Origin of the sequence: Mesorhizobium sanjuanii (assembly GCF_002529485.1) — a bacterium.
Lineage (GTDB): Bacteria > Pseudomonadota > Alphaproteobacteria > Rhizobiales > Rhizobiaceae > Mesorhizobium > Mesorhizobium sanjuanii.
The window spans coordinates 1-25,000 of the sequence record NZ_NWQG01000166.1 but is presented as its reverse complement, the minus strand read 5'-3'; the positions used below and the strand labels follow the sequence as shown (position 1 = coordinate 25,000).

The window sequence follows — 25,000 nt, the reverse complement described above, 5'->3', positions numbered from 1 at the left end:
AGAAGCGAACTTCTTCGTCGCCAGCGGCGCGCCGCCCTCGTTGGTGAGGCGTATATAGTCGGGGGCCGTCCAAAGTGTCAACACCGATTTCGAACTTTTTTGAATTTTTTGCGACGAATTTTTCGGCGCCGATTTTCAATAGCCGACTGCCGCTGCGGCAGGGGTAGCGAAGCGGGGGATGACAAGTCCGGTTCTCCCGGTCGAGCCCTATTGCCGCCGCATTACGGTTAGACACCAAGCCAACGAGAGAAGGCATGCGCCCCACCGGCGAAATGCCGCCTGCAAGGGTCTTGTATATAGAGACCAAAAGAGGGCCTCCCATAAGAGACTATAAGAGAGCCGCCGAGAGAGACGTATGATTGGGGATTTCGACCGGCGCCAGGCGCTTCGTTGACTTCGCCCGCCGTGACAGGCAAATGTCATGGCCACCAAAAACGACAAGCCGTTCCGCCCCGGGGAAGAAGCAGCCTTTCTGGATGCCAGATACGGAAGACGTTATAGCCGAACTTGGCAACGAGCCGCCGCTGATCGCGGATGGCCGCAGCGGCCCGCCCGACCGGCGCGAGGTTTCGGCGCGCTGGCTGTCGGGCACTTTTCTGACCGGCGTGACTTCCAGTGTTTTGATGGGCGTGGCGCTGTTTGCAGCCCTCGACGGGCGCCAGCAATTGGCGACTCCACCCGAGATCGCCGAGCTGATCAGCCTTGCCAGCGGCGACGATTCCGGCGAGGCCGCCAAGACGGCGCGGCTGGTGGCGCTGCGCCAGATCGCCAAGGCCAAGGACCGCCGGCGCATGGAAGTGTCGATGGTCACCAAGGTCGGTGACCGCGATGTCATTCACACCATGCCTTTCGTGCAGATCAAGATGACGCTTGCCGGGCAAACGACCAGCCGCTCCTATCCGCCCTTCGACCCGATGCAGGTATTTGGCAACGACGGCGACGATGATGCCCAGCCTGCAACAGCTTCCGCCGTTCCTAGCCAGATCTATGGCGCCAAGGTCGAAAGCGAGATGAGCCTGAAGACGATCGATTTCCCGATCGAGACGGCTGCTTTCGACGAAAGGAGCGACTTGTCCGCCGACGAGGTGGAGAAAGTGGTGCGCGAGGCCGGCAACGGTCTCAGCGATGGCGCCGTGCAGGTCGCGTCGCTGCACTATGTCGACCCGCAGCGATTCGGTGAAGCCTTTGCTGAATCGATGGCCGGCTCCTACGACGTCAAGATCGTGCCGGAAAACGTCTCGGTGGCGCCACGCGCCATTGCCGATGATCAGACGCCGGCTTTTGCCGAGGAAATCATTCCCTTCACCAAGGACCGCGACATAGCGGAAGCTTTGGCTGATTCGGGTTATACGGGCGACGACGCCACCGGCATGGCCGAAGCGATCGCCAAATTGCTGAACGCCCCGGCGCTCAAGGCCGGAACCGTATTGCGCGTCGGGCTTGAAGTCCGTGGCGACACCGCCAAGGTCGTCCGCACCAGCGTGTACGACAGGACCCAGCATATCGTCACCATCGCGCTCGACGACCGCGGCCAGTATGTGCCGGCGCAGGAGCCGGAGCCCAATCCCGAACTTTTGACCGCCTTCGATGATTCGCCGCCGGTGGTGGTGCGCGGCAATCTGCCGAACATCTATGACGGCATCTACCGTGCCGCCTATTCCTACGGCATGTCCAAGGCGATGACCAAGCGGCTGATCAAGCTGCTCGCGTCCGGTGTCGATTTCCAGTCGCGGCTCAGCCCGTCGGATCGCATCGAGGTGCTGTTCTCGCAGCCGGACGGCGACGACCAGGCGTCGGACGAGTCCGAACTGCTCTATGTCTCGGCGACCTTCGGCGGCACGACACGCAATTTCTACCGCTTCCAGATGCAGGACGGCAGCACCGACTATTTCGACGAGAACGGCTCGAGCGCCCAGCAGTTCCTGTTGCGCAATCCCCTGCCCGCGGGAAAATTCCGCTCCGGCTTCGGCGCCCGCAGGCACCCGATCCTCGGCTATGTGCGCATGCACACCGGCGTCGATTGGGCGGCCCCCATCGGCACGCCGATCATTGCCGCCGGCAACGGCGTGATCGAGAAGGCCGGCTGGGCCGGCGGCTACGGCAAGCAGATCATCATCCGCCACGCCAATGGCTACGAGACCTCATACAATCACCAGAGCGCTTTCGCCAAGGGCATCGAACCGGGCGTGCGTGTCCGCCAGGGCCAGACCATCGGCTATCTCGGCCAGACCGGCCTCTCTACCGGTCCGCATCTCCATTACGAACTGATCGTCAACGGCACCAAGGTCGACCCGATGCGCGTTCGCCTGCCGGTCGGCAAGGTGCTGAAGGGCGACGATCTCGTCGCCTTCAAGCGCGAGCGCGAACGCATCGACGACCTGCTCAAGCAGGAAGACAGCAATTCGCTGAAGGTCGCGAGCGCCAAGATCGAGGGCTAGAGCATCGGACTTTCAAGTCTAACCGTGCCGCTCTATCTTTTTGTTTTAGCATCGGATTTTCCCGAAACCGGTTCCCACTTTTGGGTCCGATGCTCTAGACCTTCCGAATCAATTCCCGAATGACCATGCTGAGCATCAGGCCAGCGGGTTTTCCGCGCGGCGCGACCAAGGCCGTGCCTGCCCGGAAATCGTCGTCCAGGCAATGATCGCGGCAAGCAGGCAAAGCAGCGCGGTCGCGATGGAGACGGCCGCGAAGGCCGCGTCGCTGGCGGCAAGCCTGGCCGCATCCAGTTCAGGCGCCAGCCCGGCCGATGCCGGTTCGCCAAAACCCGGAATGCCGGATCCGACGTTGGTGTCCAGCATCGTCGAATAGACCCCAGCCGCGAGCGAGCCCATCGCCGCCACCGCGATCAAACCGCCAATGCGGGAAACCGCATTGTTGATGCCCGAGGCGGCGCCCGTGTCCTTGTCCTCGACGGCGGTCATGATCGCGGTCGACAGCGGCGACACGACCAGCGCCATGCCGAGCCCCATCACCGCCATCAGCGGAAACGTCCCGGTCCAGAAATTGTGGATGCCGGCATGGGCGAGCAGAGCGAGGCCGGCAAAGGCGAAGGCCACGACCAGACTGCCGCCGGCGATCGGAAAACGCGGTCCGATCCGGTCGGACCACTCACCGACCGGCCCCGACAGCAGCGCGATCGAGGCCGACAGCGGCAGGAAGATGAAGCCGACCTCCGCCGTGCTCAGCCCCCATCCGGCAATCAACAGCATCGGCAGATAGAACAGGTTGGCCGACAGCGCGAAATAGAGGAAGAAGGTCGCGACATTGGCGCCGGCGAAAGCCCGGATGCGAAACAGCGAGAGATCGATCATCGGCTCGCGGTGCCGAAGCTCGAAGAAGATAAAAACGACAAGCAGCACCGCGCCGATGACAATAGCCGGTCCTGTCATATGCCCGCCGCCCTCGGCGCTCATCGCGGTCAGGCCGTAGGCAAGCGCTCCGAACGCCAATGTGGCGAGCGCGGCGCCGCCGAGATCGAGGCTTCGCTTGTCCGCCGGCGCGTCGGCCGGAACCTTGGCCAGCAAAAGGTAGATCGAGAGAAGGCCGAGCGGCAGGTTGATCGCGAAGATCGCCCGCCAGATGCCGTCGCCGAAGGCTGACAGGACAAAGCCGCCCAGCACCGGGCCAAGCGCCGTCGTCAGCGCCGAGGCCGCCGCCCAGATGCCGATGGCCCTGCCGCGTTCCTTCTTCGGATAGGCCTTGGCGATGATGGCCAGGCTGCCCGGCACCATGATGGCGGCACCGATGCCCTGGATGGCCCGAAACGCGATGAGCACCCCGGGATTAGGCGCCATCGCGCAGGCAAGCGAGGCTACAATGAACAGCGCGATGCCTGCGACGAAGGCATGGCGCAGGCCGAAACGGTCGCCGGCCGCACCTCCGACAAGGATGAGCGCCGAGAGTGTCAGGGCATAAGCATTGGAAATCCACTGCGCTTCGGCCAGGCTGGCGCCGAGATCGACGCGGATCGCCGGCGTGGCGATGGCCAGGATCGAACCGTCGATGAAGCCGAGCGCGGAAGCCAGGATCGCCGCGATCAGCACGAACCTGCGCCGCGATTGCGGGCAGAACGCATCGGCCGGAAGAGAGCCGGTCAGGGGCGTGGCGGCAGCTTCGCTTGGAGATTTCATTGGGCCTGCTTAGACCGCCGATGCATCGTCAACAACCGGCCAGCAGGTTACAGTCGTTAAAACCAGACGGGGTCCCGGTACGCAGGACAGCTTGGGCTGATCGGCGGACGAAGGTCGGGGATAGCAGATTCACTCCTGCACCGGATCGTCGGTCGATCCGAGCGGCTGCGTTCAGTCGACGAATTCCACCGTGACGCCGGGCGACACGATCCTGGCCAGTTCGCGTGCGTCCCAGTTGGTCAGCCGCACGCAGCCATGGCTTTCGGTCTTGCCGATCTTGGACGGATCGGGCGTGCCGTGGATGCCGTAGGTCGGCTTGTCCAAGGCGATCCAGACCGAGCCCACCGGTCCGTTCGGGCCAGGCGGAATGGTCAGCACCTTGTCGTTTTCGCCCTGTTTGAAATTGATATTGGGATTGTAGGTGTAGTTGGGATCGAGCGCGACCCGCGACACCGTATGCGTGCCGGAGGGCGACGGCGTGTCCGACGAACCGATGGTGGCCGGATAGGCAGCTATCAACTTGCCCGACGCGTCATATGCGAAGACCTCTTTTTTGCCCTTGTCGGCGATGATGCGCGCCACCGGCTTTGCCACCAGCTTGCCGAAATTCGCGACCTTGATGATCGTGCCGGGCCGGTTGAAATTGGCGTCCGGATTGAGCGCTTTCAGATAGTTCTCGTCCATGTGAAACCGCTCGGCGATCGCCTCGGTGACGGACGTATAGCCCATGCGGTCGAGCTGCGCTTTCTGGCTGTAGTCCTCCGGTATCGATGCGACATAGGGGCCGGCCGCATCCTCCGGTGTGATCGTGTAGGAGGCGAAGGCGTCGCCGCCTGATTGCGCAAGGGCTGCCTGGATGCCGACCGCATCGGTTGAACGCAGATTGCCGCCGGTGATCTCATTGTAGGCGGCGAGCGCCTTGTCGACATTCGAGCCGAAGCGCCCGTCGATGACGCCAGGCGAAGCGCCGGCACGGTCGAGCAGCACCTGCAGCCCGGCGATATCCTGGCGTGCGCCGAGCGAGAGCGATGGATCGACTGTTGTCTTGCCACCGGTCTTCGGCGGCAGCGCCGCCTGCTCGGCCGGCGCGACCGGTTCGATGGAGGCTTCATCGAGCGGCTGGCGCTTGATGGTGCGCGGCTTTGCCGGCTGCGGCGCTTCCGGGTAAGTGTTGCCATAGCCGCCGTCGTCCTGTGGCGCTTCCGGAAAGGCCTCCACCGAATTGTCGCCGTAGGGATCGTATCCGTCGGCCGGTGGCTCGATGATGCGGCCCTGCTCGTCCAACCGCCTGCGGCGAACGCGCGCTGTGTCCGGCGGGTCGTCGAGATAATAGTCGTCATTCTCGACCGGCCCGAGATTGCGCCAGCGCTCGCGGCGCAGCGCACGGCGGTCATACCTGGTCTGCGGCGGCTGGATGGCGATGACCTTGCCGGTTTCGGCATCGACGAGGACGCGGTTTCCCCTGGCGTCGTAATAGACGTCGACATTGCCGTTCTGGGCCACAAGAATGCCGCCGGAATCGCTCGCGCGAACAGGTTGCGGCGCGGTATCCGCCATTGGCGAGCCCATCGCATTCGACACCAGCAGCCCGATGGCAAGCGCCGAAAGGGTGAATATCCCGCGAAACATGATGGTCAAACTCTCCGGTCCCAAATGCCGTCGCCCTGCATTGCCTCTTGGTGCGCCGCGCGTCCTTTCGGACGCGCAAAGAACGCTCCAACACTTTAAATCTCCGCATCGTGCTATCCGAAAATCGAATTCGATTTCCGGGCAGATGCGGCAGGCGAACCCCTTCGCCAGCAAATCAGTCGCCACGATAAGGGTCCAACATGAACCGGGCATGAAGATGGCGGATTTCTGGCAGGTTGGAGCAACATGCGTCAGCTTCCAGCAAGCCCCAATTCCCGCCGCGCCTGTTTCGTCAGTTTCAGCACGACAAGGCGGTGGCTTTCGCGCAAATAGTCCTTCAGCGCGTCGTCATCCATGCTCTCGCCCGTCTGGCGCTGGATCCATTTCATGCCGCGCGACGCAAGATAGGGCGCGGGCCGAAGGCCAGGCTGTTCCTTCAGTATGTCATAGGCGATGTCGGAGCATTTGAAGGTGACGAAGGGCTGCTTGCCCTCGTCCCAGCCGGCGATGGCAAACACCTTGGCGCCAACCTTCCAGACATGGGCTCCGCCCCACTGGACGACATGCGTCGTCGCAGGCAGCGAAGCGCAAAAGCCGTTGTAGTCGTCCAGCGTCACCTGCGCCCTTTCAAATGCATGTCGCGCAAAAGGCCCTCGGGGTTGAACCGGCGCGCGCAGCGGTTTTGCGATAACGACTTGCATAAAACAAGAGCGCCGCGCGTCCTTCCGGACGCGCGGCGCGCTGGCACTTTTCTCAGGAGGCGGCCTGAACTCAGGCCGCCGCCTCGGTCGCCACGACCGCCGGCTTCGAGCGGAAGTTCAGCCTGTCGGAACCGGCGGTGACCTTGACGGTCGAGCCATCGAGGATCTCGCCGAGCAGGATCTTCTCCGCCAGCGGATCCTGCAGTTCCTTCTGCATCACCCGCTTCAGCGGCCGCGCGCCATAGGCCGGGTCGTAGCCCTTGGCCGCCAGCCAGTCGATCGCCTCCTGATCCAGCGACAGCGCGATCTTGCGGTCGACGAGCAGGCTTTCCAGCCGCTTGAGCTGGATCTCGACGATGCGGCCCATATCCTGCCGGCGCAGCCGGTGGAACAGGATCACCTCGTCGACGCGGTTGAGGAATTCAGGCCGGAACGATGCCCGCACCACGCTCATCACCTCGTCGCGCACGGCGTCGACGTCCTGGTCCTCGCCGAGATTGACCAGATATTCGGCGCCGAGGTTCGACGTCATGATGATCAGCGTGTTGCGGAAGTCGACCGTGCGGCCTTGCCCATCGGTCAGGCGGCCGTCGTCGAGCACCTGCAACAGCACGTTGAAGACATCGGGATGCGCCTTCTCGATCTCGTCGAACAGCACGACCTGATAGGGCCGGCGCCGCACCGCCTCGGTCAGCGCGCCGCCTTCCTCATAGCCGACATAGCCAGGAGGCGCGCCGATCAGCCGGGCGACCGAGTGCTTCTCCATGAACTCCGACATGTCGATGCGCACCATGGCACTCTCGTCGTCGAACAGGAAACTTGCCAGCGCCTTGGTCAGTTCGGTCTTGCCGACGCCGGTCGGTCCGAGGAACATGAACGAGCCGATCGGCCGGTTCGGATCCTGCAAGCCGGCGCGGGCACGGCGGACGGCTTTCGACACCGCCTGCACCGCCTCGCCCTGGCCGACGACGCGCTTGCCGATCTCGTCTTCCATGCGCAGCAGCTTGTCGCGCTCGCCTTGCAGCATCTTGTCGACCGGAATGCCAGTCCAGCGCGACACGATATGGGCGACATGGTCGGGCGTGACCACCTCTTCGACCATGCCGACCTTGCCATCCTGGGCTTCGGCTTCCTTCAGCTTCTTTTCCAGTTCCGGGATCTTGCCATAGGCGAGCTCGCCGGCGCGCTGGAATTCACCCTTGCGCTGGGCAATGGCGAGCTCGTTGCGCGCCTCGTCGAGCTCCTTCTTGAGGTCGGCGGCGAGCCCCAGCTTCTGCTTTTCGGACTGCCATTTCGCTGTGATCTCGGTCGATTCTTCCTCAAGACCGGACAGCTCCTTCTCAAGGCGGGCAAGCCGGTCCTTCGACGCCTCGTCTTTCTCGACCTTCAGCGCCTCGCGCTCGATCTTGAGCTGCATGATGCGGCGATCGATCTCGTCCAGTGCCTCCGGCTTCGAATCGACCTGCATCCGAAGCCGCGACGCGGCCTCGTCGACGAGATCGATCGCCTTGTCCGGCAAGAAACGATCGGCGATATAGCGATTGGACAGCGTCGCCGCCGCGACCAGGGCTGAATCCGAGATGCGCACCTTGTGGTGCTGCTCGTATTTCTCCTTCAGGCCGCGCAGGATCGAGACGGTGTCCTCCACCGTCGGCTCGTCGACGAAGACCGGCTGGAAGCGGCGGGCAAGGGCTGCATCCTTCTCGACATGCTTGCGGTACTCGTCGAGCGTGGTCGCGCCGACGCAGTGCAGCTCACCGCGCGCCAGCGCCGGCTTCAACAGGTTCGACGCATCCATGGCGCCGTCGGCCTTGCCGGCGCCGACCAGCGTGTGCATCTCGTCGATGAACAGGATGATGCCGCCGGCCGCGGCTGTCACCTCGTTGAGCACGGCCTTCAGCCGCTCCTCGAACTCGCCGCGATATTTGGCGCCGGCAATCAACGCGCCCATGTCGAGCGCCATCAACTGCTTGTCCTTCAGCGATTCCGGCACGTCGCCATTGACGATGCGCAGCGCCAGCCCTTCGGCGATCGCCGTCTTGCCGACGCCGGGCTCGCCGATCAGCACGGGATTGTTCTTGGTGCGGCGCGACAGCACCTGGATGGTGCGACGAATCTCGTCGTCGCGGCCGATGACCGGATCGAGTTTGCCGGCACGGGCATCCGCGGTCAGGTCGCGCGCGTATTTCTTCAGCGCGTCATAGCCCTGTTCGGCGCTCGCCGAATCGGCGGTGCGGCCCTTGCGGACATCGTTGATCACCTGGTTCAGCGCCTGCGCGGTCACCCCGGCCTTGGCCAGGATGTCGGCGGTCTTGGCGGATTTCTCGACCGCCAGCGCCGTCAGCAGCCGCTCGACCGTGACGAAGCTGTCGCCGGCCTTCTTGGCCAGTTCCTCGGCCGTCGAAAACACCTTCGCCAGCGGCTGCGCCAAATAAAGCTGGCCATTGCCACCTTCCACCTTGGGCATCGCTTCGAGGGCGGATTCGACACCGAGTTTGACGTCGCGAACGCTGCCGCCGGCACGCTCGATCAGCGAGGCGGCCAAGCCCTCCTCGTCGTCGACGAGCACTTTCAGGATATGTTCGGGAGTAAATTGCTGGTGGCTGCGCGAGAGCGCCATGGTTTGCGCGGATTGGATAAAGCCGCGCACGCGCTCGGAATATTTCTCAAGGTTCATATCTGTCTCCTTCCGTCACCAGCCCGCTTTGCGGCGCCGGATCAGATTGCGGTGACGGACCCGCCCATTCGAGCCGAATCCTGTTCACGCGAGATATGGTGCATAGGCCGTGGTCTCTCAAGACGCCTTGATATCGGTCAATGCATAATATTCCACACGGCGAAAACAAAAACGGCGGAGATTTCTCTCCGCCGCCTGGGGTAAGGGATGCTCTAACTTGGTTTGGCTCTAACCCGGCTTGAAGGCCGGTTAGAAAAGTCTGTTTTATCGGTTGTCGACGTCGGCAACGACAGCTTCGCCACCGCCATCAACCGGCGCTGCCACTTCGCCGGGACCGGCATTGTCGCTAATGCTATCTGTCTGGTTTGCATTTGCCTGATCTGCCCCCTGGGCAGCATCGGCACGCGGACGCCGCGGGCGCCTGGGACGGCGCGCAGCGCCATTTTTTTCGCTCGCTGCCTCGTTCATCTCGGCCTGTGCGGCGAGAGCGGCCGGCGAAAAATTGCCAAACTGCGGCGCTGGTTCGGCGGCAACAACGGGCTCGGCCTGGGGCACGAAACCGGTGTCGGCCTGGGGCGCGAAACCGGTTTCAGCCTGGGAAACGGCTTCCGCCTGCCCCGGCGCCTCGTTGCGCCGATTCTGATCGCCGCGCTGGCCGGCCTGCTCGCCGCGCGAACCATACTCGCCGCGCTGGCCGTTCTGGCCGTAACCGCCATTGGGGCGACGGTCGCGATGGCGACCGCCATTGTTTTCGCGCCCACCACTGTCACGGCCATTGTCACGATTGTCGCGGCCGTTTTCCTGGTTGAGCGCCAACTCGGCCGGCATGCCCTCGATGACCGGCTGCGGGCCGGCGCCATGGCTGGCCGCTGGAACCGAAGCCTCGCCGGCATTGTTGCCGGCATTGTCGAACTCGTCGCGATCTTCATCGCCATCTTCGTCGAAATCGTCGCGGTTCTGCTGCGCATTCTGGATCGGCATCTGCGCCTGAGCGGCTGCAATGATGCGATTGTAATGCTCGGCGTGCTGGAGATAGTTTTCCGCCATCACCCGGTCGCCGGAGCTCTGCGCGTCACGGGCAAGGGTTGCGTATTTTTCGGCGATCTGCTGAGCCGATCCGCGGATCTTCACGTCCGGGCCGTTACTCTCGTAGTTGCGCGTCAGGGGATTTGGGCCCTTGCGGTTATTGTTATTGTTGTTGCCGCCGCCGCCGCTGTTGTTGCGACCGCGCATGCGCCTGTTCTGCTGTTGTGGCCTCATCCGACTCTCTTCATTTTGAAATTTTCGAACAAATCTTCACGAACGGAGGCGCTCATGCAGCCAGCCGTTTCGTTTCTTCACCGGCGTTCGCCCGCATCGATTGCGTTGGCGCCACGTGTCATCCTGTTCCGGTTACATCACTTGCCGGACGATTCCCGCACGAAGCTTGGGCGTCGTTTGCGCAAGAAGGCAGCTATTTCCAAGGAAAACCGAATCGCTAAGAGCACTGCCTGCTTCGTCTCATCCGGTTAAGGCGACCCTAGCCGCATTCCCCGGCATTGCCAAGCGGTTTTTTCGCACTGCATCACGGGCTTTGTCTGTTCCTCGATCAGAACCTGTGTTCAAAGACCAGAACCCTGTCATTTCCGCCCAGATCGCCAAACACCCCAGCCCGCCAATAGCCGGCTCTAGAAAAAATGTCCGTGACCTCGTCGCGCTGCGTGTGGCCGATCTCGACCGCTATTATGCCCTTGAGGTCCAAAAAACCTGCCGCCTCGGCGGCAATGATCCTGTAGGGGCTCAGACCGTCAGCGCCGCCATCCAGGGCTTTGCGCGGATCGAAATCGCGGACTTCGTCCTGCAGATTTTCGATGTCTCCAGACGGTATATAGGGAGGGTTTGCGGCAATTACATGGTACCGGCCCGAAACTTTTTCGAACCAGTCGGATTGAAGCGATTTGAACCTGTCGGCTAGCCCCAGTTCCCTGGCATTGCGCACGGCGGTCGTCAACGCGTCCTGGGAAATATCGACGCCGGTGGCAACCGCGCCAGGAACGGCATCGAGCAGCGCCAGTGCGATGGCGCCGGTGCCGGTTCCAAGATCGAGGATGCGGCATTGGCCTTGCCGCTCCGCTGTCGCTTTCACGAAGGGCAGTACCGCTTCGACCAGCGTTTCGGTGTCGGGTCGCGGCTCCAGCGTCTCCGGCGACAGCGACAGGCGCAAGCCGTGGAATTCGCGATAGCCGAGAATGCGATGCGCCGGCTCGCCGGAGACGCGCCGCCCCAGGGCCGCATCGATAGCGGCAACCTCGTCGGGGCCGACCTTGCGCTCGGGATCGGCGATGGCCTGCGTGCGGGTCGTGGCGGAAAAATGTTCGACGATCAGCCTGGCGTCCAGGGCCGGATCGGGCACGCCGGCTTCTGTCAGGCGTTGCCGCGCCGCCCGCAGCAACGGCCCGAGTGCATCGGGCAAAGTGTCAGCCATCGACGCCCATGTCGGCGAGCAGCTTCGACTGATGATCGGCGATCAACGCGTCGATGATCTCGTCGAGCTCGCCCATCATCACCCGGTCGAGCTTGTAGAGCGTCAGATTGATGCGATGATCGGTGACCCGCCCCTGCGGGAAATTATAGGTGCGGATCCGCTCCGACCGGTCGCCCGAGCCGACCTGCGATTTTCGCGACTCGGAGCGCTCCTCGTCGGCCTTGCCGCGCTCCAGGTCGTAGAGCCGCGCACGCAGGATCTGCATCGCCTTCGCCCGGTTCTGATGCTGCGACTTCTCCGCCTGCACCACCATGATGCCGGTCGGCAGATGGGTGATACGGACCGCCGAATCGGTGGTGTTGACGTGCTGCCCGCCGGAGCCCGAGGCACGCATCGTATCGATGCGGATGTCTTCAGCCCGGATCTCGATGTCGACCTCTTCCGCCTCCGGCAGCACCGCGACCGTCGCCGCCGAGGTATGGATGCGCCCACCGGCCTCGGTCTCCGGCACGCGCTGCACGCGATGCACGCCGGATTCGAACTTCAGATGGGCAAAGACCCCCTTGCCCGACACGGTGGCGATGATCTCCTTGTAGCCACCAACCTCGCCCTCGCTGGCCGAGGCCGTCTCGAAACGCCAGCCGCGCGACGCCGCGTAGCGTTCGTACATACGAAACAGGTCGCCAGCGAACAGCGCCGCCTCGTCGCCGCCGGTGCCGGCGCGGATTTCGAGGATGGCGTTCTTGTCGTCGGCGGCATCCTTGGGCAGAAGCAGGATCTGGATATCCTTCTGCAACGCTTCGATGCGCTCCTCGACCCCGGGCAGATCGGCTTCAGCCAGCGCACGCATCTCGGCATCGGTGCCCTTGTCGGCAAGCATTGCCTCCAGGTCGGCCTGCTCCTGTTCGGCGGCGCGCAGTGCCCTGATCTTGGCCACCATCTCCTGGATGTCGGCATATTCCGACGCCATCCGGACATAGGCGTCCGCCGCCGGCCCGGCCGACATCTGCGCTTCAAGCATATCGAAACGCTTGACGACTTGATCCATACGGTCGCGGGGCAGGTTGATCATGGTGGGGTACTACTACAACGGAATGGAGCGGTCGTCGGCAAAGGCTTGCAGCAATGCCCGCATCGGCAGCCCCTGGGCCGGCGCCATCAGATTGTCGTCGAAGAATGCCTGCAATTCGTCCAGCGGCAGTTCCGTCAGCATCGCCTTGACCGGACCGATCGAGGCCGGCGACATCGAGATCGAGCGGTAGCCCAGGCCGATCAGCGCCATCGCGGATATGGGTTTTCCGGCGAGTTCGCCGCACAGCGTCACCGGCGTGTGGTTGCGCACGCCGGCATCGGCGATCTGCTTCAAGACGCGCAGGAACGGCGTCGACAGCGGGTCGAAGCGGTCGGAGAGCTGCGTGTTGCCGCGATCGACCGCCATGACGAACTGGAACAGATCGTTCGAGCCGACCGAGACGAAATCGACCGCCTTCATCAACTCGTCGAGCTGGAACAGCAGCGACGGCACTTCCAGCATGGCCCCAAGCTTCAGGCTGGTCGGCAGATGATGGGCAAACCGCGACAGATGCCGCACCTCGCGGTCGATGATCTCGCGCGCCTGGGCGATCTCGCCAAGCTCCGTCACCATCGGCAGCATCAGCTTCAGTTCACGCCCGCCGCTGGCCTTCAGCAGCGCACGGATCTGCGTCCTGAGCAGGCCCGGCCGGTCGAGCGTCAGCCGGATGGCGCGCCAGCCGAGCGCTGGGTTCTCTTCCTGGATCGCGCCCTTGAAGTAGGGCAGCACCTTGTCGCCGCCAATATCGATGGTGCGGAAGGTAACCGGCTTGCCGCGCGCCGCGTCGAGCACGTCGCGATAGAGCTTTTCCTGCGCCTCGGCGCGGGGAAAGGTTGAGGCAACCATGAATTGCAGCTCGGTGCGGAACAGGCCGATGCCGGCCGCGCCCGCCTCGGCGAGCTGAGGCAGGTCGACGGCCAGGCCCGCATTCATCAAGAGATCGACCTGGACACCATCCCTGGTCACCGAGGGCTTCTTGCGCAGCTCGCGGTAAACCTCCTGTCGCCGCGCCCTGAAGCGGACCTTCTCGGCATAGGCGGCTTCGAGATCGGGCTGCGGGCGCAGATGGATGATGCCCTCCTCGCCGTCGACGATGATCGCGTCGCCATTTTCCGCCATGGAAACGGCGCCCTTCATCTGGCCGGCGACGGGTATGCCCATGGCGCGCGCCACGATGACGACGTGGCTGGTCGCGGCTCCATCCTCCAGCACCACGCCGCGCAGCTTGTCCCTGGGGTAGTCGAGCAGCTCGGCGGCCCCCATCGAGCGGGCGACGATGATGGCATCCTTCGGCAGCGAGGCCGCGACATCCTCCGGTCCGCGCCCCATCAACTGGCGCAGCAGCCGATTGGCGAGATCGTCGAAATCGCTCATCCGCTCGCGCAAATAAGGATCGGTCATGTGCATCATGCGGGCGCGCATGTCGCTCTGCACCTTTTCGACCGCTGCCTCCGCGGTCAGGCCATTGCGGATCGCCTCTTCGAGCCGCCGCACCCAGCCGCTGTCGTTGGCGAACATCCGATAGGCTTCAAGCACCTGGCGATGCTCACCCTCGAAGGCGACATCGCGGCGTTCCAGCATGTCGTCGATGGAGAGCCTGAGCGAACCAAGCGATGCGTCGAGCCGCCTGACCTCCTCCTCGCTGTCCTCGTTGAACAAATTGGTGACGACGATGCGCGGCTCGTGCAGCACGACATGGCCAAGCCCGACGCCCTCGTTGAAGGACAGGCCGGTGAAGCTCACCGGACGGCGCAGGTCGAGTTCGAGCCCGGGCCGGGTCAACCGCGCCAGATCGCCGGTGGCGATCATCTCGGCGATCACCATCGCCGTGGTTTCTAGCGCCTCGACCTCGTCGTCACGGTAGTGGCGCATGGTCTTGTTCTGGACCACCAGCACGCCGAGTGTGCGCCCTGCCCGCAGCACCGGCACGCCGAGGAAGGAATTGTAGATCTCTTCTCCGGTCTCCGGCAGATAGGCGAAGGCGGGGTGCTCCTGCGCGTTGGAAAGGTTGAGCGGCCGCGCCGAGGCCGCGATGGTGCCGACCAGGCCCTGCCCCAGCCTTAGCTGCGCCAGGTGGACGGCGTTCGGGTTAAGTCCCTCGGTGCCATAGAGTTCGAGCACCGAATCGGCGCGCAGCACATAAAGCGAACACACTTCGGCGACCATGTTGGAGGCGATGTCGCGCACGATGCGGTCGAGCCGCTCCTGCGGCTCCAGCGGCTCTTGCATGAGCTCGCGGAGCCGTTTCAGCAAAACGCGCGGGCCACTGGCCGTATCACGCATCGCGGCTTCTTCTCCAATGGCATGTCAGCCGGCGCAGTTTCCCCCGCGGCCGGCACACACGCAACAACTGACTCAAGTTCTCGCTACTGCTTATCCAGACCGTAGACGGAATGCAAAGTGCGAACCGCAAGTTCCGTATAGGGACCGTCGATCAAGATGGAAATCTTGATCTCGGAAGTGGTGATGGCGCGGATGTTGATCGCCTTGTCGGCCAGCGCCTTGAAGGCGGTGGCGGCGACGCCTGCATGGCTCCTCATGCCGATGCCGATGACCGAGACCTTCGACATGCCGGCTTCAGATTGCACGACGTCATAGCCGATCGTGGCCTTCAGGCGCTCGAGCACGGCAAGCGCCTTGTCGACATCGCCGGACGGCACGGTGAAGGTCATGTCGGTGAACTTGCCGTCCTCGGAGATATTCTGGACGATCATGTCGACATTGATGTTGGCCTCGGCCAGCGGCCCGAAGATGCCGGCGGCGACGCCCGGCCGGTCGCCGACACGGCGCAGCGAAATCTGCGCTTCGTCCTTGGCGTAGGCAATTCCGGTGACGACCTGCTGTTCCACGATCTCTTCCTCGTCGCAAATGAGCGTTCCGGGCGGATTGAGCAAATCCCCCATTCCAGGCGCGTCGGGGTCGTCGAAGGACGACCGCACGAAAGTGCGCACCCTGTGCACCATGGCAAGCTCGACCGAGCGCACCTGCAGGACCTTGGCGCCGAGCGAGGCCATTTCAAGCATTTCCTCGAAGGAAATCTTGGCCAGCCGCCGCGCCTTCGGCTCGATGCGCGGATCGGTGGTGTAGACCCCGTCGACATCGGTGTAGATGTCGCAGCGGTCGGCCTTGACCGCCGCCGCGATGGCCACCGCGCTGGTGTCGGAGCCGCCGCGTCCGAGCGTGGCGATGCGGTTGTCCGGCCCGATGCCCTGGAAGCCAGCGACCACCGCCACCTGGCCCTCGCCGAAGCGCTTGATCAAAAAAGCGCCGTCAATGTCGAGAATGCGCGCCGCGCCGTGCGCGTTGTCGGTCTTGATCGGGATCTGCCAGCCTTGCCAGGACCGCGCATGCACGCCCATATTCTGCAGCGCGATCGCCAACAGGCCGGCGGTGACCTGCTCGCCGGAGGCGACGACGGCGTCATATTCGCGGGCATCGTGCATCGGCGAGGCCTCGCGTGTCCATTGCACGAGCTCGTTGGTCTTGCCGGCCATCGCCGAGACCACCACCGCGACCTCATGGCCGGCATCGACCTCGCGTTTGACATGGCGCGCTACATTGCGGATGCGGGCGATGTCGGCGACGGAGGTCCCGCCGAATTTCATCACGATGCGCGCCATGGAAGCGAAATGCCTTTGACTGGATGCCGGACCGAAGGCCGAAAAGCGGAAAGGACGTCCGGTTGAGGCCGGCCGTTGAATGCGCGGCCTCCTTAGCCAAAACAGGGACTATCCGCAAGGACCGTGGGCAAGCGCCGGAAATCCCGCCGCCTGGCTCGACCTGTGGATAACAGCATTTTGATGCGCCGGGGCGGTGGCACCTTTGGTCGGCAGTGGCCGGCCGGCGAAAATTGCTGCCTTGACTTTCCTGCCCCCACGCCCGACTTCCTAGCGCACCAGAGCGCGATCAGCAAAAGTGGTTTTGCGTCCGATCGCGCTCTGAACTTTTGAGTCTGCGGGAGACGAAGCCATGCCAGAGCCGCGACGATCGACGATCGATGCCGGAGAAGTGGAACGCTTTTCCGCTCTTGCCGCCGAATGGTGGAACCCGAACGGCAAGTTCCGCCCGCTGCACAAGTTCAATCCGATCCGGCTTGCCTATATCCGCGACCAGGTGGCGTCGCGTTTCGGCCGCGACCCGCGCGCGGCGAGGCCGTTCGAAGGCCTGCGCTTCCTCGATATCGGCTGCGGCGGCGGGCTTTTGTGCGAGCCGATGGCGCGGCTTGGCGCCGAAGTGGTCGGCGCCGACGCATCCGCGACCAACATCGAAGTGGCCAGGCTGCATGCGGCGGAGGTCGGCGTGACGGTGGATTATCGCGCCACGACGGCCGAGGATCTCGCCGATTCCGGCGAGAAATTCGATGTCATCCTCAACATGGAAGTCGTCGAACATGTCGCCGACATCGACCTGTTCGTGGCCAAATGCGGCGAGATGGTCAAGCCGGGCGGCATCATGTTCGTCGCCACCATCAACCGCACGCTGAAGGCGCTGGGCCTGGCCATCATCGGCGCCGAATATGTGCTGCGCTGGCTGCCGCGCGGCACGCACCAGTTCGGCAAGCTGGTGCGTCCCGAAGAGCTCGAAAAGGCGCTCGCCGGCGCCGGGCTTGCCATCATCGACCGCACCGGGGTCGTCTACCATCCGCTCGCCGACCGCTGGCAGCGGTCGAAGGACATGGACGTCAACTACATGGTGCTGGCGGAGAAGGGACCGGTCTGACCCTTCTCACGCCGCCTGGCTTTGCGCCTTCGTGGTGGTTTGGCGTTGTGCTCTCGTGGTGATGAACACGCCGGCGACGGTGATAGCCGCGCCCGCCCAGGTCAGAAATTGATAGCGCTCGCCAAGGAAGATCGTGCCGGCGAACAAGCCGACCGCGGCCGCGACATAGCCGATCTGGCTGAGATAGACAGGGCCGCCGACTGCCTGGAGCCGGAAGAAAACCGCGAACATCGTCGCCGCCGACGCCATCTGCGCGACGCTCACCAATGGCACGCCGCCGAGCGAACCGAACGCACCGGCGCCCAGCAGAACCATGATCCCTGCAAACAGCATTACCGCCGACGCCAGATGGCTGCCGGCCGCTAGCTCGATCGGGCCGGTACCTTCGGGCCAGTCGACAGTGCGGTAGATGTTGCCGACGGCCAGGCTGACCGGGATAAGCAGCCCCGCCGCCACCCAGAGGAAGTCTGCCGGTTGGCCGGCCTCGCCACGCGTCACCGCCACCATGACGGCTCCGATGAAGCCGACCGCAATGCCGGCGACGCCGAGCAGGTTGGGGCGCCTGACGCCGAGCAGGATCGAGAACACCAGCGTAATCACCGGCGACAGTGTGAACATGATGCCGGTGTAGCCGGCGCCGAGATGCGGGATGGCCGAGAACATCAAGAGATTGGGCAATGCGTAGGACACCGCCGCGGTGACGAAGAAATAACGCAGCTTGTGCGGGGTGAGCCATATGCGTTGCCCACGCAGCAGCAAGGCGCACAAAAGCACACCGCCGGCGCCGAACGAGATGACAAAAGCCCAGACCATGGCCGGGACGCCCGCAGCCGTCGCCAGCTTGCCGAACGGCAGGGTCAGGCCGAGCAGCCCACCGGTGACGACCAGAAGGCCGAGCGCCGAATCCCAGAGAAATTTCATTATGTTTCCTCGATCGCGACGAGGTGACCAGCAAAAGCAGCCGGGCGAATGAACCAGTTCGGGAAAATTGGCTGACTCAGTTGCGGTCGTCTGGGAAGCTTGGAATCGGCATGAACTCGACGCCGTCCTCGACGAGGCTTTTTGCCTCCTCGAGCGTCGCCTCGCCATAGATGCCGCGCGGATCGCTTTCGCCGAAATGGATCTTGCGCGCTTCCTCGGCGAATTTGTCGCCGACATAGTCGGCGTTCTCGCGCACTTTCTCGGCCATCGCCTTCAATTGCGCCAGCGCCTGCTTCTGCGCCTCGCCCATGGCAAGCGCGATCTTTTCCTGTTTGCGCCCGGTCGAGACGGCCGGCGCCATCAGCGCCTTTTCTATTTTGCGCGAGCCGCAGGCCGGGCAATCGACGAAACCACGCTTCTTCTGGGTGTCGAAATCGTCGTTGCTGCGGAACCAGGCTTCGAATTCGTGGTCATGGTCGCAGATCAGGGAAAAGCGGATCAAGACGCCGCACCCCTGAGAGGCAGTGCCTCGGCCGATCCGCCGTTCACCGCAAAATCCCGCGCATTTTTCAGGTTTGGGATCTTCTTGCGCGCAGCAAGCGACTGCGCCGGATCAATCTCGGCGACGATCACTGTCGGCTCGTCATGCGCGGCTTCAGCGACGATGCGGCCCCAGGGATCGACGATCAGCGAGTGGCCATAGGTCTCGCGGCCGTCCTCGTGCAGTCCGCCCTGCGCAGCGGCCACGACATAGGCGCCGTTTTCGATGGCGCGTGCCCTGAGCAACACGTGCCAGTGCGCCTCGCCGGTTTGCCGGGTGAAGGCAGCGGGTACGGAAAGCAGATCGGCGCCGGCCAGCGCCTCGGCGCGGAAAAGTTGCGGAAAACGCAGATCGTAGCAGACGGCGAAGCCCAGCCTCGCACCATCGATCCCAACGCCGCTGATCTCGGTCACGACGGCCTCTGTGCCAGGCTCATAGGCGGCGGATTCGCGCCAGCTTTCGCCATTGTCGAGATCGACGTCGAACATGTGGATCTTGTCATAGGTGGCAAGCGTGGCGCCATCCGGACCGAACAGCAGCGCGCGGTTGGCGAGCTTGCCGTCGGCGCGCAGGATGGCGGTCGAGCCGATATGGAGGAAAATACCAAGTTCTTTCGCCAGCTTTCGTGCGGTCGCGACGATGATGTCCTTGTCCTCGGAGGTGAAGGAGGTGGCTCTTGCCTCTTTATCGCGGACCAGCGCACCGGTCATTTCCGGGGTCTGGATATAGGCCGCGCCCTGGCTTGCCGCCTCACGCACCAGCCGCTCCAGATCGACCGCATTGCGCTCGGGACTGGTGCCCGAACGCATCTGGATCGCCGCAGCCTTGAAAGCACCCATGGTCATGTCCTCGAATTCGCCGAACCGTTGGCGAGAAGTTTGTCCAGCCGGCCCTGCGCCTCCAGCTCGTGAAGGTCGTCACAGCCGCCGACATGCGTGTCGCCAATGAAAATCTGCGGAAAGGTCGAGCGGCCGCGCGCGCGGGAAATCATTTCCTGGCGCAGCTCCGGCGAGAAGGATGCGTCATGTTCGGTATAGGCGACGCCCTTGCGCTCAAGCAGCCGCTTGGCCGCGCTGCAATAGCCGCACATCATCCGAGTGTAGATCGTCACATCGACCATCTGTCAGCAATCCTGCCTTTCCCTCAAACCTATATAGTCGCGGACTCGTCCGCCCGAAAGTCCCCCGGCAGCACGCGCGCGAAGGTCAGCACGTCGACCGCCCCGGCCCCGCCCTTCTTCAACGCCTTGGTGACCGCGCGGACGGTGGCGCCGGTGGTATAGACGTCGTCGATCAAAAGCACCCGGCGGCCGGCGATCTCGATTTCCGCCTCGCCGGGCACTCTGAATGCGGCACGCACATTCTCTTCGCGCTCGTGCCGCTCCAGCCCGACCTGCTGGCGGGTGAGCTTGACACGGCGGATCGCCGAGGGCGCGAAAGGCAGGCCGCCAAGCTGCGACACCGCCCTTGCGAGCTCCGCCGACTGGTTGAACTGGCGCCTGAAAAACCGCCGCCAATGCAGCGGCACCGGCACGACCACATCGGCTTCCGCGATCAATTCGGCGCCGGCGCGCAGCATCCAGCGCGCCATCCATGGCGCCAGATCGGTGCGATCCTGGTATTTCAACCCTTGCACCATCTGGCGGGCGACACCCGAATAGGCCACTGCCGCCCGCGCCCGCTCGAACGGCGGCGGGTCGGCGATCGCCTCGGCGGACAAGAACCCATCGCCCATGTGATGGGTGAAGGGCGTACCCATCACCGGGCACCAGGGCCGCTCCAGAAGCCTGAGTTTCGGCCAGCAGGCGCCGCACAGCACGCCGGGCTGCGAGACATGCCGGCGGCAGCCGGCGCAGACCGGCGGAAACAGGATGCGCGCCGGCCAGTCCAATGCCTTTCGAGCAATGCTCCTGATCGCAATATGCTTGATCTCTGGCATGGGATCGGCCACGTGGTTGGTCCTGCGCGCCACTATATCCAAGCGCGAGAGAACAGGAACCTGCCCGTTGCAACCTATAATCGATATCCCGCTGTGGCTGGCGCACAAGCGCCGGGCATTGGCCGACCCCGTCAGCGGTGCGGATTTCCTGATGCGCCGGGCAGCCGAGGACCTTGCCGAGCGGCTGGGCGCCGTCGAGCGCGAATTTAACAGGGCGGCCGTCCTGTTTTGCCAGACGCCGGCCGCCACCGGCGTGCTCGCGGCAAGCGGCAAGGTGACGGACATGGTGCGCGTCGAGGCGGACGCGGCTTTCCTCAAGGGCGAGGCGGGACTGGTCTCACCGTTGGAAACCGTGCCGTTCGAGCCGGAAAGCCTCGACCTCGTTGTGTCGCTTCTGTCGCTGCAGGCGATGAACGACATTCCCGGCATGCTGGTGCAGGTCCGCCGCGCGCTGAAGCCGGATGGTCTTTTCCTCGGCGCCTTTGCCGGCGCCGGCTCACTTTCCGAGCTGCGCGAAAGCCTGCTGGCCGCCGAGACCGAGCTTTATGGAGGCGCCAGCCCGCGCGTCATCCCGTTCACCGACGTGCGCGACGCCGGCGCGCTCCTGCAACGTGCCGGCTTCGCCTTGCCGGTCGCCGATGTCGAGACGGTGACGGTGCGCTACGATTCCCTGTTCGGCCTGATGGCGGACCTGCGGGCCATGGGCGAGACCAGCGCGCTAGTCGACCGCAGCCGCCGACCGGGGACGCGAAGGCTGTTTGGCCGCGCGGCCGAAATCTATGCCGAACGATTTTCGGATGCCGATGGCCGTGTCAGGGCGAGTTTCCCGATCGTCTGGATGTCAGGCTGGGCGCCCGACGCCTCGCAGCAAAAACCGCTGAAGCCGGGCTCGGCGAAAATCTCGCTGAAGACAATACTGGAAAATCCCGGCGGGCATTGACCGGATTTTACGGATTCAGGTGCCCGGTCGTGATCACGGCGCGAAAGCATTCACAAGCTTGCTGTTGCTGTCGCTGAACAGCCATTCGATGGCATCGAATACCTGGCTGGCCCCGGCAACGATGCCGAGCGACAGCACGGTTACGATCAGCCCGTATTCGACGACCGTCGCGCCGGTCTCGTCTTCCAAAAACCGTTGCAGCACTGTTTTCATGACCGTCGACCCCGCTTGCCACGACCCTAGCGCCGACCTGTTAAGAAAGGTTAACGGCAAAGGCTTAACAGGCGATGAACCGGCGGCATTCTCGAAATATGTCAACTATGCATGTCGCATGAAGAGCGCCGGTGGCATGATGCGCTTTTCGATCAGCACTCGCCGCTGTGCCTGCCATTGCTGATGACGCAGACCGAACTGGGCAGCGGCTGCAGCACGCTCCTGCGCAGCGTGTAGGTGTCGCGACGGCCGATCGAAGCCGTGCTCATCATGTCGACGCCGGCAAGATCGTCGCCGGTGGCTTGCAATCGCATCCGGCTGTCGAGGTAAGGCGTCGCGAACAAGGCCAGGGCCACCGCGGCCGAACCGAACAGCAACGTGAGGCGCAACAGGCCCATGCCCGCTTGGCTGGCGCCACGCAAACGGTCGGGCCGGATCGAGTCCCAGTCCCTGTCGAGGCTCATGCAATCGCTCCCCGGTGAAATCGGCGCTTTGCCTCAACTTTTCACGGCAAGATAAATCTTTCATTAACGCTGCGTGAAACAGGGGCCGGCAACAGTCCGGCTTACAGCAGGTCGATGAGGAACTGGATCAGCGGCGCGTCGGCCGGCGGCATCGGAAAGTCGCGCATCTGGCGCGGCCGCACCCATTTCAACGCCTGGCCTTCCTTCGGCTGGGCGATGCCACGGAAGCGGCGGCAGACAAACAGCGGCATCAGCAAGTGAAAATCGTCGTAGGGGTGGCTGGCGAAGGTGAGTGGCGCGAGACAAGGGATTTCGGTCTCGATGCCGATTTCCTCATGGAGCTCGCGGATGAGGCATTGTTCCGGCGTCTCGCCGGGCTCGACCTTGCCGCCGGGAAATTCCCACAGGCCGGCGAGTTGCTTGCCTTGCGGCCGCTGCGCCAGAAGCACACGACCATCGGCATCGACCAGCGCGCAGGCCGCGACCAGGAGCAGGCGCTTGCCGGCGGGGCTCGCGCCGGTCATGCGCCGGGCGGCCGGCGATAGTGATAGCGATAGACTTCCTCGAAGCCCAGCGAACGGTAGAGCGCCAGCGCCGGCGCATTGCCGGCCTCGACCTGCAGCCAGGCTTCGCGGGCGCCGCGCAGCCGCGCCCATTTCAGCGCCGACAGGATAAGATTGCGGCCATGGCCCTGGTTGCGCACCGATTTGTCGGTGGCGACCTCGAACAATCCGGCAAGATCGCCATCATGGACGCAGATCAGCGTCGCCAGCGGCTCGTTGCCCTCCTCGAGCGCGAACAGCCCGGCCTCGGGCTGGATCGCGCCGATGATCTCCGACAGGCCGGGGCGCAGCGACACGTCCGAACCGCTGACCTTGAGCGACGCGCCGATGAAACGGCTGATGTCCTTCAGCGGGATCTGGTCCATGGCCGGGTCGAGTTGCGCATCCGCCAACGGCAGGCGCATCACCAGCGATTCGTCGAATATGCTCCAGCCTTCCTTGTCGAGGTGACTGGACAGATCGGGTCCCGACAGTGGCGAGATGCGGAAGGTCAGCGGCCTGCCATAGGCGTCGAAACGCCGGCTGGCGCGGCCGATGCGCTCGGCAATGTGCTGGGTATCGCCCGGATCGAGGGGGTTGACCGAATTCAGCCGCTTGGCCGGATGGCCAGCTGTCAGCCGTACCACCCAGGTGCCATCATAATGGACGGCCGCCGCCGGCCAGGCACGAAAGCCGGCCGCCTCGTAGCGGCGGACGATGGCGAGCATGCTTGCCGGATGTCTGGAAACCAATGTCATCAGCTCCGCCAAATACCTCAGCTGCGATAATCGCCATTGATGGCGACATATTCCTTGGTGAGGTCGCAGGTCCACACCGTCGCCTTGCCGCGGCCGATGCCGATATCGGCGCGGATGCGGATTTCGTCGCGCTTCATATAGGCCGATGTCGCCTCTTCCGAATAGGCCGGATCGCGCTCGCCCTCATGCGCCAGCCTGTTGTCGCCGAACCAGATCGACAGAAGGTCGCGGTCGGCCGGTTCGCCGGCCTTGCCGACGGCCATGACGACGCGGCCCCAATTGGCGTCTTCGCCGGCGACCGCCGTCTTGACCAGAGGCGAATTGGCGATGGAAAGCGCGATGCGCTTGGCCGAGCGCGCCGATTTCGCCCCGGTGACGGTGACTTCGACCTGCTTGCGCGCGCCCTCGCCGTCGCGCACCACCTGCAGCGCCAGCGATTTCAGCACCTTGCCGAGCGCGCGGCGGAATGCAGCGAGGCGCGCATCCCGGGGATCGCTGATCACGGGCGCGCCGCGCCTGACGGCGGCACCCGTGGCGAAGATCAGCAGCGTGTCGCTGGTCGAGGTGTCGCTGTCGACGGTGACCGCGTTGAAGGTCTTGGCCGTGCCGCGCGACAACAGATCCTGCAGCACGGGTGCTGCGATCGCTGCATCGGTGGCAATGAAGGACAGCATCGTTGCCATGTCGGGCGCGATCATGCCGGCGCCCTTGGCGATGCCGTTGATGGTGACGTCGGCATCGCCGAGCTTGACGGTCGCGGTCGCCACCTTCGGATAGGTATCGGTGGTCATGATCGCCTTGGCGGCTTCCGTCCACAGTTCCGGCTTGCCGTCCTTGACCAGCCCGGCGAGCAGATGGCTGAACTTGCCGGCGTCGAGCGGCTCGCCAATGACGCCGGTGGAGGCCAGGAACACCTCGCCTGGCGTGCATCCCGCCGCCTTGGCCGCCGCCTCGCCGGTCATGGCCGTGGAGGTCCGGCCCTTCTTGCCGGTGAAGGCATTGGCGTTGCCTGAATTGACGACGAGCACGCGCGCCTTGCCCTGCCCCAGATTCTGCCGGCAGAAATCGACCGGCGCCGACGGGCATTTCGATTTCGTGAACACACCGGCCACCGTGGTGCCGGCATCGAAGACCATGGCCAGGAGGTCGGTGCGGTTCTTGTATTTTATCCCGGCCTCGGCGGTGGCGATGCGCACGCCCTCGATCGCGGGCATCTTGGGATATTTCTTCGGCGCGAGCGGCGAAATCGTCGTGGACATGGGGGCCTCGGGCGGGAAAACGCGGGGGG

The 25,000-nt window shown here is 64.1% G+C and carries 22 protein-coding genes; 3 read left to right on the top strand and 19 right to left on the bottom strand.

Annotated features, from left to right (window positions below; translation table 11 throughout):
• Positions 1–476: 476 nt before the first annotated feature.
• The gene (locus CN311_RS22775) at positions 477–2,438 is read left to right on the top strand and encodes a M23 family metallopeptidase (protein WP_097575949.1); all 1,962 of its coding nucleotides are present in this window, start codon (positions 477–479) and stop codon (positions 2,436–2,438) included.
• A 135-nt stretch (positions 2,439–2,573) separates the two neighbouring features.
• Here CN311_RS22775 and CN311_RS22770 read toward each other — a convergent pair whose 3' ends face one another.
• The 9 genes from CN311_RS22770 to CN311_RS22730 form a co-directional block, all read right to left on the bottom strand.
• Positions 2,574–4,133 carry an MFS transporter gene (locus tag CN311_RS22770; RefSeq protein ID WP_097575948.1) on the bottom strand — a complete coding sequence of 520 codons (1,560 nt, stop codon included), beginning with the start codon at positions 4,131–4,133 and terminating at the stop codon, positions 2,574–2,576.
• Positions 4,134–4,304: 171 nt separating this feature from the next.
• Positions 4,305–5,762, bottom strand: coding sequence for a L,D-transpeptidase family protein (locus CN311_RS22765; protein ID WP_097575958.1), 1,458 nt, complete (start codon positions 5,760–5,762; stop codon positions 4,305–4,307).
• A gap of 251 nt (positions 5,763–6,013) precedes the next feature.
• A complete protein-coding gene (locus tag CN311_RS22760; RefSeq protein ID WP_097575947.1) occupies positions 6,014–6,379 on the bottom strand; it encodes an MmcQ/YjbR family DNA-binding protein in 366 nt (121 codons plus the stop codon).
• A gap of 154 nt (positions 6,380–6,533) precedes the next feature.
• On the bottom strand, positions 6,534–9,140 hold the full coding sequence (gene clpB, locus CN311_RS22755; RefSeq protein ID WP_097575946.1) for an ATP-dependent chaperone ClpB: 2,607 nt from the start codon (positions 9,138–9,140) through the stop codon (positions 6,534–6,536).
• A 264-nt stretch (positions 9,141–9,404) separates the two neighbouring features.
• On the bottom strand, positions 9,405–10,400 hold the full coding sequence (locus tag CN311_RS22750; protein WP_097575945.1) for a DUF4167 domain-containing protein: 996 nt from the start codon (positions 10,398–10,400) through the stop codon (positions 9,405–9,407).
• A 328-nt stretch (positions 10,401–10,728) separates the two neighbouring features.
• Positions 10,729–11,604 (bottom strand): peptide chain release factor N(5)-glutamine methyltransferase, encoded by an 876-nt coding sequence (gene prmC / locus CN311_RS22745; protein ID WP_097575944.1) that lies wholly within the window; start codon positions 11,602–11,604, stop codon positions 10,729–10,731.
• Positions 11,597–12,676, bottom strand: a complete 1,080-nt coding sequence (gene prfA, locus CN311_RS22740) for a peptide chain release factor 1 (RefSeq protein ID WP_097575943.1) — start codon at positions 12,674–12,676, stop codon at positions 11,597–11,599. Before prfA ends, prmC begins: the two co-directional genes overlap by 8 nt.
• A 12-nt stretch (positions 12,677–12,688) precedes the next feature.
• Positions 12,689–14,959, bottom strand: coding sequence for a phosphoenolpyruvate--protein phosphotransferase (gene ptsP, locus CN311_RS22735; RefSeq protein ID WP_097575942.1), 2,271 nt, complete (start codon positions 14,957–14,959; stop codon positions 12,689–12,691).
• 83 nt (positions 14,960–15,042) lie between these two features.
• The gene (locus tag CN311_RS22730) at positions 15,043–16,296 is read right to left on the bottom strand and encodes an aspartate kinase (protein ID WP_095486022.1); all 1,254 of its coding nucleotides are present in this window, start codon (positions 16,294–16,296) and stop codon (positions 15,043–15,045) included.
• A 349-nt stretch (positions 16,297–16,645) separates the two neighbouring features.
• On the opposite strand from CN311_RS22730, the gene ubiG reads away from it, so the two are divergent.
• On the top strand, positions 16,646–17,395 hold the full coding sequence (gene ubiG / locus CN311_RS22725) for a bifunctional 2-polyprenyl-6-hydroxyphenol methylase/3-demethylubiquinol 3-O-methyltransferase UbiG (protein ID WP_097575941.1): 750 nt from the start codon (positions 16,646–16,648) through the stop codon (positions 17,393–17,395).
• Positions 17,396–17,401: 6 nt separating this feature from the next.
• Here the strand turns inward: ubiG and CN311_RS22720 are convergent, their stop codons facing one another.
• The 5 genes from CN311_RS22720 to CN311_RS22700 form a co-directional block, all read right to left on the bottom strand.
• Positions 17,402–18,316, bottom strand: a complete 915-nt coding sequence (locus tag CN311_RS22720; RefSeq protein ID WP_097575940.1) for a DMT family transporter — start codon at positions 18,314–18,316, stop codon at positions 17,402–17,404.
• 76 nt (positions 18,317–18,392) lie between these two features.
• Complete coding sequence (locus tag CN311_RS22715) at positions 18,393–18,818, bottom strand: DUF1178 family protein (RefSeq protein WP_097575939.1); 426 nt, start codon at positions 18,816–18,818, stop codon at positions 18,393–18,395.
• Positions 18,815–19,696 carry a carbon-nitrogen hydrolase family protein gene (locus CN311_RS22710; RefSeq protein ID WP_097575938.1) on the bottom strand — a complete coding sequence of 294 codons (882 nt, stop codon included), beginning with the start codon at positions 19,694–19,696 and terminating at the stop codon, positions 18,815–18,817. Before CN311_RS22710 ends, CN311_RS22715 begins: the two co-directional genes overlap by 4 nt.
• Positions 19,697–19,698: 2 nt before the next feature.
• Positions 19,699–19,977 carry a glutaredoxin 3 gene (gene grxC / locus CN311_RS22705; RefSeq protein WP_097575937.1) on the bottom strand — a complete coding sequence of 93 codons (279 nt, stop codon included), beginning with the start codon at positions 19,975–19,977 and terminating at the stop codon, positions 19,699–19,701.
• A 29-nt stretch (positions 19,978–20,006) separates the two neighbouring features.
• Positions 20,007–20,807, bottom strand: a complete 801-nt coding sequence (locus CN311_RS22700; RefSeq protein ID WP_097575957.1) for a ComF family protein — start codon at positions 20,805–20,807, stop codon at positions 20,007–20,009.
• Positions 20,808–20,862: 55 nt separating this feature from the next.
• Here CN311_RS22700 and CN311_RS22695 point away from each other — a divergent pair, with 55 nt between their 5' ends.
• Complete coding sequence (locus tag CN311_RS22695) at positions 20,863–21,735, top strand: methyltransferase domain-containing protein (protein ID WP_097575936.1); 873 nt, start codon at positions 20,863–20,865, stop codon at positions 21,733–21,735.
• A 33-nt stretch (positions 21,736–21,768) separates the two neighbouring features.
• Here CN311_RS22695 and CN311_RS22690 read toward each other — a convergent pair whose 3' ends face one another.
• The 5 genes from CN311_RS22690 to argJ all read right to left on the bottom strand — a co-directional run bounded on the left by CN311_RS22690 (position 21,769) and on the right by argJ (position 24,971).
• Positions 21,769–21,948 (bottom strand): Flp family type IVb pilin, encoded by a 180-nt coding sequence (locus CN311_RS22690; protein ID WP_097575935.1) that lies wholly within the window; start codon positions 21,946–21,948, stop codon positions 21,769–21,771.
• Positions 21,949–22,100: 152 nt separating this feature from the next.
• Positions 22,101–22,412, bottom strand: a complete 312-nt coding sequence (locus CN311_RS22685; protein ID WP_097575934.1) for a hypothetical protein — start codon at positions 22,410–22,412, stop codon at positions 22,101–22,103.
• A gap of 101 nt (positions 22,413–22,513) precedes the next feature.
• The gene (locus tag CN311_RS22680) at positions 22,514–22,936 is read right to left on the bottom strand and encodes a (deoxy)nucleoside triphosphate pyrophosphohydrolase (RefSeq protein ID WP_097575933.1); all 423 of its coding nucleotides are present in this window, start codon (positions 22,934–22,936) and stop codon (positions 22,514–22,516) included.
• Positions 22,933–23,682 (bottom strand): GNAT family N-acetyltransferase, encoded by a 750-nt coding sequence (locus CN311_RS22675; RefSeq protein ID WP_097575932.1) that lies wholly within the window; start codon positions 23,680–23,682, stop codon positions 22,933–22,935. The genes CN311_RS22680 and CN311_RS22675 overlap by 4 nt, the downstream gene beginning before the upstream one ends.
• A 47-nt stretch (positions 23,683–23,729) precedes the next feature.
• On the bottom strand, positions 23,730–24,971 hold the full coding sequence (gene argJ, locus CN311_RS22670) for a bifunctional glutamate N-acetyltransferase/amino-acid acetyltransferase ArgJ (RefSeq protein ID WP_097575931.1): 1,242 nt from the start codon (positions 24,969–24,971) through the stop codon (positions 23,730–23,732).
• Between the last annotated feature and the right edge of the window lie 29 nt (positions 24,972–25,000).

Excerpts from the sequence above, each read along its gene's own strand:
- CN311_RS22775 (WP_097575949.1), top strand. The coding sequence starts at position 477 with ATGCCAGATACGGAAGACGTTATAGCCGAACTTGGCAACGAGCCGCCG.
- CN311_RS22770 (WP_097575948.1), bottom strand. The coding sequence starts at position 4,133 with ATGAAATCTCCAAGCGAAGCTGCCGCCACGCCCCTGACCGGCTCTCTT.
- CN311_RS22765 (WP_097575958.1), bottom strand. The coding sequence starts at position 5,762 with ATGTTTCGCGGGATATTCACCCTTTCGGCGCTTGCCATCGGGCTGCTG.
- clpB (WP_097575946.1), bottom strand. The coding sequence starts at position 9,140 with ATGAACCTTGAGAAATATTCCGAGCGCGTGCGCGGCTTTATCCAATCC.
- CN311_RS22750 (WP_097575945.1), bottom strand. The coding sequence starts at position 10,400 with ATGAGGCCACAACAGCAGAACAGGCGCATGCGCGGTCGCAACAACAGC.
- prmC (WP_097575944.1), bottom strand. The coding sequence starts at position 11,604 with ATGGCTGACACTTTGCCCGATGCACTCGGGCCGTTGCTGCGGGCGGCG.
- prfA (WP_097575943.1), bottom strand. The coding sequence starts at position 12,676 with ATGATCAACCTGCCCCGCGACCGTATGGATCAAGTCGTCAAGCGTTTC.
- ptsP (WP_097575942.1), bottom strand. The coding sequence starts at position 14,959 with ATGCGTGATACGGCCAGTGGCCCGCGCGTTTTGCTGAAACGGCTCCGC.
- CN311_RS22730 (WP_095486022.1), bottom strand. The coding sequence starts at position 16,296 with ATGGCGCGCATCGTGATGAAATTCGGCGGGACCTCCGTCGCCGACATC.
- ubiG (WP_097575941.1), top strand. The coding sequence starts at position 16,646 with ATGCCAGAGCCGCGACGATCGACGATCGATGCCGGAGAAGTGGAACGC.
- CN311_RS22720 (WP_097575940.1), bottom strand. The coding sequence starts at position 18,316 with ATGAAATTTCTCTGGGATTCGGCGCTCGGCCTTCTGGTCGTCACCGGT.
- CN311_RS22710 (WP_097575938.1), bottom strand. The coding sequence starts at position 19,696 with ATGGGTGCTTTCAAGGCTGCGGCGATCCAGATGCGTTCGGGCACCAGT.
- grxC (WP_097575937.1), bottom strand. The coding sequence starts at position 19,977 with ATGGTCGATGTGACGATCTACACTCGGATGATGTGCGGCTATTGCAGC.
- CN311_RS22690 (WP_097575935.1), bottom strand. The coding sequence starts at position 21,948 with ATGAAAACAGTGCTGCAACGGTTTTTGGAAGACGAGACCGGCGCGACG.
- CN311_RS22685 (WP_097575934.1), bottom strand. The coding sequence starts at position 22,412 with ATGAGCCTCGACAGGGACTGGGACTCGATCCGGCCCGACCGTTTGCGT.
- CN311_RS22680 (WP_097575933.1), bottom strand. The coding sequence starts at position 22,936 with ATGACCGGCGCGAGCCCCGCCGGCAAGCGCCTGCTCCTGGTCGCGGCC.
- CN311_RS22675 (WP_097575932.1), bottom strand. The coding sequence starts at position 23,682 with ATGCTCGCCATCGTCCGCCGCTACGAGGCGGCCGGCTTTCGTGCCTGG.
- argJ (WP_097575931.1), bottom strand. The coding sequence starts at position 24,971 with ATGTCCACGACGATTTCGCCGCTCGCGCCGAAGAAATATCCCAAGATG.